The 13,628-nt window shown below is 57.7% G+C and carries 6 protein-coding genes and 2 pseudogenes (1 of these 8 running past the window's edge); 7 read left to right on the forward strand and 1 reads right to left on the reverse strand.

The annotated features are described in order from the left end of the window. The 7 genes and pseudogenes from ACYZT4_RS02240 to ACYZT4_RS02270 all read left to right on the forward strand — a co-directional run. Nucleotides 1-55: the final stretch of a non-ribosomal peptide synthase/polyketide synthase gene (locus ACYZT4_RS02240; RefSeq protein WP_461984903.1), read on the forward strand. Its footprint begins 13,403 nt before the window's first position; 55 of the gene's 13,458 nt are visible here — the last part of the coding sequence; its start codon lies off the left edge, out of view; the stop codon is at nucleotides 53-55. Further along, nucleotides 52-3,273 carry a non-ribosomal peptide synthetase gene (locus ACYZT4_RS02245; RefSeq protein ID WP_461984905.1) on the forward strand — a complete coding sequence of 1,074 codons (3,222 nt, stop codon included), beginning with the start codon at nucleotides 52-54 and terminating at the stop codon, nucleotides 3,271-3,273. Before ACYZT4_RS02240 ends, ACYZT4_RS02245 begins: the two co-directional genes overlap by 4 nt. Nucleotides 3,274-3,518: 245 nt before the next feature. Beyond that, nucleotides 3,519-8,966, forward strand: coding sequence for a hemagglutinin repeat-containing protein (locus tag ACYZT4_RS02250; RefSeq protein WP_461988520.1), 5,448 nt, complete (start codon nucleotides 3,519-3,521; stop codon nucleotides 8,964-8,966). Continuing rightward, nucleotides 8,953-10,185: pseudogene (locus ACYZT4_RS02255) on the forward strand (DUF637 domain-containing protein); the annotation flags it as partial. The gene ACYZT4_RS02250 and the pseudogene ACYZT4_RS02255, both read left to right, overlap by 14 nt. Before the next feature lie 822 nt (nucleotides 10,186-11,007). Further along, nucleotides 11,008-11,376, forward strand: a pseudogene (locus tag ACYZT4_RS02260) (EndoU domain-containing protein); the annotation flags it as partial. 5 nt (nucleotides 11,377-11,381) lie between these two features. Beyond that, nucleotides 11,382-11,636: a MafI family immunity protein gene (locus tag ACYZT4_RS02265; RefSeq protein ID WP_461984907.1), complete on the forward strand. Its 255-nt coding sequence runs from the start codon at nucleotides 11,382-11,384 to the stop codon at nucleotides 11,634-11,636. Between the two features lie 498 nt (nucleotides 11,637-12,134). Continuing rightward, nucleotides 12,135-12,329 carry a hypothetical protein gene (locus tag ACYZT4_RS02270; RefSeq protein WP_461984908.1) on the forward strand — a complete coding sequence of 65 codons (195 nt, stop codon included), beginning with the start codon at nucleotides 12,135-12,137 and terminating at the stop codon, nucleotides 12,327-12,329. A gap of 406 nt (nucleotides 12,330-12,735) precedes the next feature. Here the strand turns inward: ACYZT4_RS02270 and ACYZT4_RS02275 are convergent, their stop codons facing one another. Further along, a complete protein-coding gene (locus ACYZT4_RS02275) occupies nucleotides 12,736-13,221 on the reverse strand; it encodes an RDD family protein (RefSeq protein WP_461984909.1) in 486 nt (161 codons plus the stop codon). Between the last annotated feature and the right edge of the window lie 407 nt (nucleotides 13,222-13,628).

Consider the following 13,628-nt stretch of genomic DNA (forward strand, 5'->3'; position numbering starts at 1 on the left):
CATGTTCGACCGCAGCGCCCTGCAAATAATGAACACCGAGGAAACCGGCGCATGAACGACGTATCGATGGACCAGCAGGATCTGGGCTACGCCCTGACGCCGGAACAGCAGCGCGTGGTGGAACAGTTGCCCAAGGCCCCGACCTGCGCCGATGCGCTGCACTTTATACACGTCGAGATCATCGGCCTGTTTGATCCGCAGCGCCTGCAACTGGCCTTCGATGCTGTGCTGGCGCAACAGCCGATGCTGGTCGCGCGCCTGGGTAAAGCGGCGGGTATCCATGGCCTTCGCCAGTTCGCGGGCGGGGCTGAACGCTTCCCGTTGGCGGTGCAGGCGCGGGTCGACACCGTGACGGATATTCAGGCGCAGATCGCGGAATGGGCGGCGCGTGCGTTTGTCGAGTCGCAGAATGCCCAGGCTGTGCTCTACAGACTGGCGGACAACCACTGGAAACTGGTGCTGGGCGTGGCCCGACACAGCGCCGATGAACACGGTTTGCAGCTGATTTATCAACAGCTGCAACGCGCGTATGAGCAAGGTCTGGCGCAGGACGATGATGCGCCGGGCGAGTTCACGCAGTATCTGGAATGGCGCAGCGAAGTTGTGCTCGACGAGGATGCCGCCGGTGCCCGGATTTATTGGCAGGAACATCTGCAAGGCGCGGATACCGAGCTGTCCAGCCCTTGGTTGGCTTATCGCAAATCAACAGTTGATTCCGCGACCGCCTTGCTGAGCATCGCGCTGGAGCCAACGCTGCGCGACGGCTTGCAGCAAGTGGCTGACGCTCTGCAACAACCTGCGAGCGTGTTGGCGCAAGCGGCCTGGTGGTTGTTGCTGGGACGCTTGAGCGGACAGGCGCACATGCTGGTGGGCGTGCGCCATGACAGTCGCGACGACTACGGGTATTTCGCCGAGGCCGTAGGGGTCTTCGAGAAAAGCCTGCCGCTGCATTTGGCTTTTGTGTCGGCGACGCCGTTTGATAGCTGGGTCATTGAGCTGGCGACGCACCTGGAACAACATCGCACCTGGCAAGAATACTGGTCGCCGGAGCTTGCATCGGCGGCGGCCCGGCCGGCTTATGGTTTCGCCGTGTGGCGCGCACCTCGTCCTGAAACGACGGCAACGTTGCAGTGGCTGCCCGGTCAGCAGCCGGTAGCGGAATCGAGCTTTGAATTGATGCTGCAAACCGAACTGGATGATGTTGGTCATGTAGTCGCGGCACACCTTCAATTCGCGGCGTCACGTTATTCGATGCAGGCCGTTGAAGGCCTGCTGACGCAATTCAAGGTATTGCTCGCCGCCATCGTCGCCAATCCCCGCGCCGAGCTTCGTCAACTGTCTTTGCTGGGCGCTGAAGAGCAACATCGCTTGCTGGCGATCAATTCGCCGTCGCGCCTTCTGGAAGCCCGATACCTGCCGCAGCGCATTGCCGAGCATGCCCGCGTCACGCCCGACGCCATTGCCCTGACCGATTCTGTGCAATGCCTGAGCTACGGGCAATTGCAGGCGCAGGTTGCGGCGCTGTCTAGTGCATTCCACGCCCACGGCCTGAGTCGCGGTTCGATTGTCGCGCTGGCGCTGCCGCGTTCGGCTGATCTGGTGGTGGCGATGCTGGCGGCCTGGCAGGTCGGCGCGGCGTATTTGCCGCTGGATTCGCAATGGCCGATGGCGCGTCAGGCGATGATGCTGGAGCAGGCCGGTGCCGGTCTGTTGCTAGTGGATACACAGCACGCGGATCAGTGGCACGACGCGCCGCTCCCTGTGACCACGCTTACGCATTTGTTGAACACGACGCCGCTGGCCGCTTCGACCATCGAACTCGGTACGCAAGGCGAAGACGCGGCCTACGTGCTGTTCACGTCGGGTTCCACTGGTGTGCCCAAGGGTGTGGTGATCGAACATCGGCACTTGCTCAACTACACCGCTCGGGTCAGCGAAGCCTTGGGGCTGGATCAATGTCGGCAGGTTGGCTTCACGTCCACCGTGGCTGCGGACCTCGGCAACACCGCGTTGTTCGGTGCGTTGTTCAACGGCGCCACGCTGCACGTGGCCAGCGACGAGCAGATGCAGGACGGCAGGCTGTTCGCCGGTTTCTTGCAACAGCAGGCGATCGATTGCCTGAAGATCGTGCCGTCGCACCTCGCCGCGCTGCTCGACACCGAACATGCGCAGCTGCCCCACACGTTGATCCTCGGCGGCGAACCGATCGCCCCCGCACTGATCGCGCGCATCGCTCAGTTGCGCAGCGATTGCCGCGTGTTCAATCACTACGGTCCGACCGAAGCAACGGTGGGGGTGCTGATTCATGCGCTGTCACTGGACGCCGATGCGCAAGACAGCGCCGCGCTCAGTCAGGTGCTGGGCAACAATCAGGCGTACGTCCTCGACGACAATCTGCAACTGGCTGCCATCGGCGTGTTGGGCGAGTTGTTCCTGGGTGGCGCGCAAGTCTGCCGGGGCTATATCAACGCTGAAGCGGATGCGCAGGCGTTCATTCAGAGCCCCTTCGATGCTTCGCAACGCTTGTACCGCACCGGCGATCTGGCGCGCTACCGTCCGGACCTGGCGATCCAGTTGCAAGGTCGGCGCGATCAGCAAATCAAGGTGCGCGGTTTCCGCATCGAACTGGCGGAAATCGAAGCCGAGTTGCTGCGCCTGCCGCAGGTCGCCCAAGCCCTGGTGCTGCCGGGCGCCACGGCGGGAGAGGGCATGCTGGCCTTCGTCGTGCCCCGACAATCACCTTCGACAGAACTGCTCGACAGCGTTCGCAGCGAACTCGCGTTGCGCCTGCCCAGCGCGATGCTGCCGCAGCAGCTGCAGTTCATCGAACGCTTCCCGCGTCTGGCCAACGGCAAGATCGACCGCAAGGCCTTGCAGCAACTCGGCGCCACATCGCTCGACGATGCGGGCCTGGAACCCCGCGATGCCCTCGAACAATTGCTCGCGGCGCGCATGGCGCAATTGCTCGGCGTGCCACGCCTGGGCATCGACCGCGACTTCTTCGCCGCCGGTGGCCATTCGTTGCTGGTGATCAAACTGGTGGCGGGCATTCGCAAGGTGTTGCAGTGCGAAATCCAGCCGGGGCTGATCTTCGACTATCCGACCGTGGCGAGTCTGGCGCTGGCGTTACGGTCCGGGGAAAGCAGCCCGGGACAATTGGAGAAAATCGCCCAGGTCCGGCTGCGCCTCGACACGATGAGCCCGGAAGAAAAAGCCTTGCTCACGGAAAAAGCCCGGCAGATGCAGGAGGCGAAGGCGGCGCAGAACAGCTGACGAAAACCAATCCAAGAGGCCGATGCTCACCACGTCGGCCTTTTTTGCTTCCTGGTCTTCGAAGCCACACAGCCCTTGTAGGAGTCTGGCTTGCCAGCGATGGCAACCTGGCGGCCAGTGGCGGTGATATCCAGATTGATGCGAACGGCCATCTGAGCCTGGCGCAGACATCGGCCACTGGCGCCGTCAACGTCAAAGCGGCGAGCCTCGAGGCCCAGGGACCGGTCTATGCCGGCGCCGTCAACGTGCAAACACAAGGCAATCTGACCAACCAGCAATCCCTCGCCGCGCGGGATAGCATCACGCTGAGTGCAGGTGGTGTGTTGAGTAACGGCGGCGTTCTCGAAGCCGGGGTTAACGCGGATAAAAGTCGTAACGCCAGCGGCGATGTGAGCCTGAGTGCGCAGAACGTAGACAACAACGGTAAGAGCGTGGTTGCCAGCCGCAATTTGACGATTAACACCCGCCAGACGAGCCTGGACAACAGCAACGGCAAATTGTTGAGCAATCAGGGGCTGACCCTGCGCATCGCCGATGCGCTGGACAACGTCAACGGCATGATCGGCGCGGCGTCCCTCGACGCGCGCGCGGCCAGTTTGAACAACGGCGCCGGCAGTCTGACGAGTCGTGGCGATCTGCAACTGTCCGTCGACGGCGTGCTCCGCAACGATGCCAAAGGCCTGATCAGCGCAGCGCAACGGCTCAAAATCGACAGTGCCGACTTCAATAACCAGAGCGGTACTGTGCTCGGTGCCGGTGCTGTCGTCCTCAATGCCATGGCGCTGAACAACCGTGAGGGTGGATTGATCAACAGCCAGGGCAACCTGACCCTGACTGCGACGAGCCTGGATTCCAGCAATGACGGCGAAGTGTCGGCCAAAGGCGATATCGACCTGTCCCTGGCGTCCCTGACGCAGAACGGTGGTCGCCTGCTGGGCGAAAAAGCCGTCACCCTGGAATTGGCCGGCGGCGACTTCGACAACCGCAACGGCCTGCTCACCGCCAAGGGACCGCTGACGCTCAAACACCTGCGCGATCTCGGCAACCAGCGTGGTGAAATCTCCAGCAACCTCGGTTTCGATGTGGTTGGCCGTGCCCTGGATAACAGCGGCGGCAAGCTGATCAGCAGCCAGTTGTTGACGGTCAGCGGCACCCGCTTGCTCAACCAAAAGGGCTTGATCTCCGGTTGGCAGGGTTTGACCGTAAACGGCGACAGCCTCGATAACCGCGACAGCGGCACACTGTCCAGTCGCAACGGTGATGTCACCGTGAACCTTGCGGGCGCCTTGCTCAACAGCGACGCCGGTGCATTGGTGAGCCAAGGCAACCTGAGCGTCAACGCGCAGCGCCTGGATAACAGCGACAAAGGCATTCTCAGCAGTGCGGCGGGGCAGACCCTCACGCTCGGCGCGTCGCTCAACAACGATCAGGGCGGCCTGATCGACAGCGGTGCCGAACTGCACATCACGGCCAGCGCATTGACCAATGCCGCTGGCGCGATCAACGCGCAATCGCTGCTCACTGTCCAGGCCAGCAGCCTGGACAACACGGCAGGCAGCATCGCCGGCAATGACAGCGTGACGCTGGATGTGCTCGGTGCATTGACCAACACCCGCGGCAAACTGGCCGGCGCCGGGCCGGTGCTGATCAGAGGCGTGACTGACCTCGTCAACCAAAACGGTCAACTTGCCAGCCAGAGCACGCTGACCCTCCTGACCGGTTCGCTGGACAACAGCAACAGCGGCACCCTCGCCGCCAAAAACGCCTTGCAGATCACCGCCACTGGCGCGGTCCGCAACGACGCCAACGGTTTGATCTACAGCCAGACCGCCGGCCTGAACCTGCAAGCGGCCAGCCTGGCGAATGGTAAAGGCGCAATCCAGAGTCAGACCGGCCTGACCTTGAACGTCAGCGGCGACGTCGATAACCAGAGCGGCAAAGTCATTGCCGAAAACGGCGCAGTGTTCGTCAACGCCGCCAACATCGATAACCGTGGCGGCGTGTTGTCGAGTATCAAAGGTGCCCTTGAAGCGCGAACCGTCGGCGTCCTGCGCAACGGCTACGACCTCAACAACAATCGTCAGGGTGGTGTGATTCAAGGCCAGGGCCTGACGCTGTCAGCGCTGGCGGGCCTGGACAACAACGGCGGCCGGATCTCGGCGCAAGCCTTCGACGCACGTATCACCACAACCGCCTTCGACAACCGCGATGGCGTGCTGTACGCCAAAGGGCTGGCCAGTGTCACAGGCAGCAGCCTGAATAACGGCAACGGTCAGATTGCTGGTGATCGCATCGACCTCAGTCTCAGCGGCATCCTGAACAACCGTGCCGGTATCGTCGAAAGCAGCACGAATCTGGCCGTCACCGCTTCCAGTGTCGACAACCAGACCGGTCGCCTGCGCTCGCTGGGCAACACCGGTAAAACCAGCTTTCAGATTGGCGGCCTTCTGGACAATCGCAATGGCGTGCTGGAAACGGCCAACACCGATCTGACCCTGGCCGTCGGCAGCTTTTTGAACACCGGTGGCCAACTCAATCACGTCGGTCGCGGCATTTTTGATATCTCCACCGCAAACGTCATGGGCGCCGGAGGCAGCATTACCACGGGCGGCCTGCTGGAACTCAATGCCGATTCCTGGACCAACACCAGCGTTATTCAGGCCGGGCGCCTGAACGTCAACGTCAATACTTTCAGCCAGACGGCCAGCGGTCAGCTTCTGGCTTCCGACTACCTGCAAGCGCGGGGCGGCAACTGGAACAACGATGGTTTGATTGCCAGTGATGGTGTTATCGATATGCAGTTGAGCGGTGGCTATAGCAGCAACGGCCGGATGTCGAGTCTGCTCGGCCTCAACCTCAGCGCTGCACAACTGAGCATCGGCGCTGCTGGCAGCACTGCCGCTGGCACATCGTCGACCCTGAGTGTCGGCGGGGCATTCGTCAATTCGGGGCGCGTCACCTCCAGTGAAAACCTGACGGTAAACGCCGGCAGTGTTGCCAACTACGGCACCCTGGGTGCGGCGCAAAACCTGAGCATCAATACGCCGTCATTGCTCAATGACCGTGGCGTGATCTTCAGCGGTAACGACATGACGCTCAGCGTCGGCAACCTGACGAATCAGAACGGTGATTTTTACAGTCTGGGCAACGTGACCATCAAGGGATATGGCACTGCGCAGGCCGGCCAGGTATTGAACCTGTCCGGGTCGATGGAAAGCGGGAAGACCTTCAAGATTGACGCTGGCAACTTCGCCAACCGCACTTCGGGCGATGACGGGACACAGAACTTTGCCCTCAACCGCAAGCTGGTCAACGGCTTTATCGCCGTTCAGTGTGGCGATTGTTCGGGTGGCACCTATGACGTAAATCTCATTGCCCGTGAGGTCTTCGAGGGCGGCCAGGACAATGACACCACGGCGTCTTCCTTGCTGACGGCGGGCGGAGATTTCATTTTCAATGGCGGCGAATTCCTCAACAGCAAAAGCACCCTTGCTGCGTCCGGCAACATCACCATCAATGCCAACACCATGCGGAACGTCGGCGCGGTCAGCGGCAGCGTCGAGCGTACTCGTATCTACCGCACCGGCGGGATCGACTCTGGCTCGTTCAACGTGTTTATGCCGGAGGTGGTGGCGTACAACCAGCGCAATAATCCTGATTTTCCGAATGTCTATTACATCGATGGCACCGGAAATTTTGCCCAAGGTGTCGTCTTATCCGGCATCGAGCGTGAGAAGGGCCATGATGGCGGCATGATCAGAGTAGTCGCGATCGAAGACTCTGTGACGAACAAGTCGGTCGGCGACCTCACCCTGTCCGGTTATGCGTGGGGCAATACCAGCCCGCAATCTCAATACGATTCCAACAACCTTGTACAAATGCCAACCCGGTTGCAGGGGTTTACGCTGATTTCTGATCAAGAAATCGCCCGTGATGGTACTAGTTCCACATCAGGTCGCAACGCCGTCATCCAGGCCGGCGGCAATGTTTCGATCACGGCGGCCAAAGACCTGCAAAACAGCGTCATTCATGAGGACTACGGCTCCACGGGCGGCACTAACAAGGTCGGAGATACCCGTGCTGCGGGCGCCGGCATCACCGTCATCAGGCTCAACGCCCAGCTGCCTCCCGATCTGGCGCAACAGCAGGTCAATCCGCTGAGCCTTCCAGGCTTCGCGTTACCGACCGGCCAAAATGGCTTGTTCCGCCTGAGCAGCCAAGGTACCAACAACCTGACGCCGGTCGCGGTCGCAACCCAAGCCCCCGGCTGGAGCGTGAGCGGCACTTACGTCGATAGCCTGAACCACGTGGCCGCCGGCACCAGCGGTGGTCCGCGCAGTTTACTGCTTGACAGTGCTGCCGCGATCACCGGCAGTGGCCGTGTCGTGGACCCGATCCAGCGTTCGGCCACTCCAGTGTCCGGCGTTGCCAGCACCCTTGATGTTTCGGTGACGTCGACCGGTTCTTCCAGCGGTGCGTCTGGTGCAAGCCTCAACACCCGCCCGGTCACCCGTGTCACCGGGTTGCCGGAAACCAAGGCTCCCTCCAGCACACACAAATACCTGATCGAAACCAACCCGGTGCTGACCGACCTCAAGCAGTTCATGAGCTCGGATTACCTGCTGACGAATCTCGGCTACGACCCCGATCTGAACATCAAGCGCCTCGGCGATGGGCTCTACGAACAACGCCTGATCCAGCAAGCCGTCGTCGCCCGCACCGGCCAGCGTTACATCGACGGCCAGACCACCGATGAAGGCCTGTTCAAGTACCTGATGAACAACGCCATTGCCAGCAAGGATGAGCTCAACCTTGCCGTCGGCGTCACGCTCACCTCGCAGCAAGTCGCGGCGCTGACCCACGACATCGTCTGGCTCGAAGAACACGAAGTGGACGGCGAAAAAGTCCTGGTGCCGGTCCTCTATCTTGCCCAGGCCGAAGGCCGTCTCGGCCCGACCGGCGCGCTGATTGCCGGCAAGGACGTGTCGCTGATCGCCGGCCAGAACCTCGACAACGTCGGCACGCTGAAAGCCAGCAATAACCTGTCGGCGACGGCGGGCAACGATCTGGTCAACAGCGGCCTGATCCAGGCCGGCAACCGTCTGGATGTGTTGGCGGGCAATGATGTCGTCAACCAATCCGGCGGCATCCTGGCCGGGCGCGACGTCAGCGTGACGGCGATCTCGGGTGATGTGCTCAACGAACGCACGATCACTTCCCAGGACAGCACCAGCGCCCGTTTCGGTACCCACCATCACGACTACGCCGACAGCGCCGCACGCATCGAAGCCGCTAATGACCTCAACGTCTCGGCGGGTCGCGACATCAACGTCATCGGCGGCGACCTGCAAAGCGGCCGCGACATGGCCCTCGACGCCGGCCGCGACCTCAACGTGGTCGCGGCGCAGGTCAGCAACAGCGTGGTTTATGACGCCAAACACAACAGCAGCGACATCACCCAACTGGGCGCCAGCCTCAACGCCGGCCGGGACCTGTCGGCACAAGCCGGGCGCGACCTCAACGTCATCGCCAGCGAAATCGATGCCAAGCGCGACATCGCCATGGCGGCGGGCGAGAACCTGACGATCAGCTCGGCGGCGGACGAAGAACACTCCCTCTCCAAAAGCAAAAAAACTCACCCGTCAGGAAGACCACGTCAGCCAGGTGATGTCGGGCGTGATGGCCGGCGGTGATGTGGCGCTGAGCGCTGGCCAGAATCTGGCGGTGATTTCCAGCCGCATTACCGCGGGTGATGAAGCGTACCTGGTGGCGGGGGATCGGCTGGACATCCTGGCGGCGCAGGACACGGATTATTCGCTGTATGACAAGAAGAAAAAGGGCAGTTTCGGGGCGAAGCAAACCAAGCGCGATGAAGTGACCGATGTGAAGAACATTGGCAGTGAAATCAGCTCGGGTGGGAATCTGATGCTGGTCAGTGGTGGGGATCAGCGCTACCAAGTTGCCAAGCTTGAAAGCGGCGAGGATCTGACCCTCAGCAGCGGTGGCGCCATCACGTTTGAAGGCGTGAAAGATCTGCATCAGGAAAGTCACGAGAAGAGCAAAAGCAGCCTGGCCTGGAACTCGATGTCGGGCAAGGGCAACACCGACGAGACCTTGCGCCAAAGTCAGCTGGTGGCTCAAGGGAAGCTGGTGATCAACGCGGTCGATGGCTTGAACATCGACATCAAACAGATTAACCAGAAAACCGTCAGTCAGACCATTGATGCGATGGTCCAGGCCGATCCCCAGTTGGCGTGGCTCAAGGACGCCGAGAAGCGCGGCGATGTGGATTGGAGACTGATCAAGGAAACCCACGAGTCGTTCAAATACAGCAATTCGAGCCTGGGTCAAGGCGCGATGCTGGCGATCATTATTATTGTGACCGTGTTGACGGCTGGGACGGCGAGCGCCGCAGTGGGGACAGCTGCGAGTGCGACAGCTGGCTCGGGCACCGCGATGGCTGCTGCGGGGTATTCGGCTGCCGGGACTGCGGTCGCAGCGGGAGCCGGCAACATTGCTGCCACCGCAGTACTGACGTCCATCGCCAGCACCGCGACAGTCAGCACGATCAATAACAAAGGCAATCTGGGCGCCGCTTTCAATGATGTTTTCTCTTCTGACAATCTCAAAGGCTATGTTCTGGCAGGCGTAACTGCAGGGATCGCGGCAAAATTTGGTTTCAACCCGACCGAATTATCGTTCGATGCGGAGGGGATCAAAGCGGTAGCGATCAAAGTTGCAGCCGACACGGCGGCGAAGACGGCCATCATGGGTGGCAGCCTGACGAATAATCTGCTTGAAGCGACATTGAGTACCGGGATCGCTATTGGGGGAGCGGTTGCGGCCAATAAAATTGGGGGAATGACCCTATTTGAAAATGGCAAATTGACGAAAGTCGCGCTGCACGCGGCCCTAGGCGGACTAATGGCCGAGGCTATGGGCGGGGACTTCCGCACCGGGGCGCTGGCAGCGGGGGCGAACGAAGCCGTCGTAGATTTCCTGGCTGACAAGTTGCTGCCGGTCGGGCTCGACCACAGTAGTCCCGCGTACATTCAAGGCGTGAATAACCTGCTGGCGGCATCACAACTGGTAGGGGTTTTATCTGCCGCTTTGGCAGGCGGCGACGCCTCCATCGGTGCGGCGGTCGCACAAAATGCAACCGCCAATAATTTTCTTAATCACACCGACGTTAGAGAGCTGGCTGAAAAAGCGCGGACCTGTGACACGAATGGAACGTGCGAGCAGCTTGAAGCAGAGGTAGAACTTCGAAGTGCTACAAATAAGAAGCGTCTTCTCGGTTGTGAGTTAGCACATAACTGTGCCGAAATTCGAGCAGAGATCGACGCCGGTTCCCGTGCGGTGGATGAATTTGTCTCTTCTCTACCCAGTGGGAAAGCAAGCGACATTTTGGGCAAACTCACCGGTGTCGGCGGTGACAATGTGAGTGACTGGACGTTGGCAGGCCAGCTTCACCTCGACGATACAGCCAAGATGTTCTGGAGCGGTGACCCGAATTGGTCAGGTTCCTTTGGCCAGTATTTGGATCAGTCAGGGTTTAATCCGTTTTCATTTAATGCCCCTGGCTTGGCGGCGACGACAGTACCGGGAGGGCTAAAAAATACTTCAGCGGGCTCAGCGAGTAATGGGTATGTTGACGTTTTTCCCGGTAATACGGGGCGACCGGTCATTGGTGTGGGATCGGCAATTGACGAAGCTCCGACAGTTGGTGCAAAAGGTCTTGGAAAGGACTACGTTGACATTCTTTCTCCTGACGCAAAGCAACATATTTTGTACGGCGATAAGCCAGGCAGCGGTGGACATATGTGGCCAGGGCAGGAAGGGAAGACAGTCTTTCCTGAAAGTTGGTCAGGAGATAAGATTGTTGATGCGATTGGCGATATTACGACATCTCCGAGCACTAAGTGGTACGCGCAAACAGGGACCGGTGGGGCTTATACAGCTAAAGGAGATGCTGCAAAATGGGTTGCTTATGAAACTCGTGAAGGTGTGCGATTGCGAGTTGTATACCAGCCGGCTATAGGAAAGGTTATTACTGCCTTTCCTGATGATGCTCCGATTCCACCCTACAAACCAATTAAGTAGAATTTATGTTCGCAGACCGTATTATTAAATTTGGAAGAAAGTTTGAAGGTCGATTGGATTCTGATCTTCTCCAAGGAGCATTGGATTATGTTTCGTATAATGAAGAGAGTCTAGCCTTTGAGGTTTTGTGCGATCATATTTGCGAATATGATATTTCTATCACGAACGAAGAATACAATGAGGCTGTTCGGCTGATTCTGGATATTGGACTTGATTTGGATGAGGGTCCATTTAAGCATTTGCTTGGGTTGAAGAAATAAAATTATTAATTAGTTGGTGCAAAGGAAACTGCAGCAATATCTAGTGAAGCAGCAAGTGTTAACGCTCGAGCTGCTATGAGCAAACAAAGGGGACAGATTTATTTTGCGGGACTCGATTAGCCGGCTAGTAAATAAATCCGTCCCCTTTGTTTGTCTAGTAAAACTATTGAGCTTTTAATTGAGGAGCTTCAGTCGTTTGAAGATAAAAATGTCAAGGTTGAACTTTCTTTTGATGGTGGAATTACTAGCAGTCCAATAAGTGTTGTAGGTAAAAAAACGGAAAATGTTTGTTGATTAGCGTAATTCTGAAAGTTGATTAGAAAGCCGGGAGCAAAGGGGACGTATTTATTTTAGAAAAGGGGCCGGATTTATTTGTCTGGTGTATCCCGTCCTGAACAAAGGGGACGGATTTATATGCTTGGCATTGGTGCAATCGACGAAGGGGGAAATAAATCTGTCCCCTTTGTAGTCAAATTTAAATCGTATTGGTGATTAATAATGGCTGACAAAATATTGGATTGGAAATTTTGTGGTAAAACTATTGAGCTTTTAATTGAGGAGCTTCAGTCATTTGAAGATAAAAATGTCAAGGTTGAACTTTCTTTTGATGGTGGAATTACTAGCAGTCCAATAAGTGTTGTAGGTAAAAAAAACGGAAAATGTTTGTTGATTAGCGTGATTTCTGACAGTTGATTAGAAAGCCGGGAGCAAAGGGGGCAAAGGGGACGTATTTATTTAACTGGAAACAAAGGGGGGCGGATTTATTTGCTTGGCATTGATGCAATCGACGAAGGGGGAAATAAATCTGTACCCTTTGTAGTCGAAGTTGTTGCTTTGGCGTGGCGCTTAGTCTTAAAAGATAAGTTTCCGAGTAATGAGTTTATTGTTGATGTTTCTAACTCGGATCAAGATTACGGACCCATTGTGACTTTTTATCAATCAGTAACTGCCTAGATTTGAAAACTCTAAAATTATGGATACAAAGAGATCAAGGTATAAAGGGGACGGATTTATTTCCGCTAACGCGATCTGAAAATTAATTAAATACGTTCCCTTTTGCATGTTTACCGCTGAAAGAATCAATACCGCTTCAAAAGGACTAACCACCAGCACTAGATTTACCATCGTCATAAATATCCGCAAGGCTGCGAACATGGCTGAGTTTGCCAGTCTGAATGACGATGGTTTTGGCGTACATGTCCCCCAGACGCATTCTCGATTCCATGAAGATCCAGACCCAATCGATGATCACTAGCGCCCCGGCATTGCGGGTAAACGATTGAGAAACCGTGCAGCCCTTGCCGGTTTTTCGGTCGATGGCGGCAATGCTCAGCAAGCGCTTGCCCAGGCTTTGGCCATTGGGCAACGCGTCCGCCAACAGGAAGTAGGCAGCGGCGAGGAGAGCGGCTGAGAAAACGCTGGCCTTGGAAGTCACTGCCGGGATCTGGACGGACAGCGCGTCGCCAATAAATTTGACGATGAAAAATATGAGAACTGCAATCCCACAGTCGATGATTCTCGCGACCAGACGGCGGCTGATACTGGCCAATATCTTCGGGCGTTTAGCGGTGCTGTTTGTGTCCATACGATGTTTATCCAGTTTTCGGGTTGAGCGAAGGAAGTGTTGGGTGCGCATTGCAGCACAGCGAATTTATCCAAACAACCAGCGTCATCGTTGAAGTCCTTCGCGAGCGAGCTCGCTCCTACAGGCTGACATCCCGCAATGGGACGGTTGAACGCGCGACACCCGCCACCATCACCCATCCGCCTCGCCTTCTCAAAAAATAATCGCTAATGATAAATAAACTCATTCCGGTTTTGCCGCCGTCCTGCGTCTTACTACTGTGAGCACGCAAATCCGGCCGGACAAGGCAGTCCCAAGCGCCGGATCTGCACAGCTCCACAAGAATTTTTCCATTGTCCAGACGACCGACGCCCGGGGAGGGGCCCGGTCAGCCGACGACTGACGAAGTGCCCGGAGGCGCTGGTCAG

The organism is Pseudomonas sp. GB2N2, assembly GCF_054897705.1.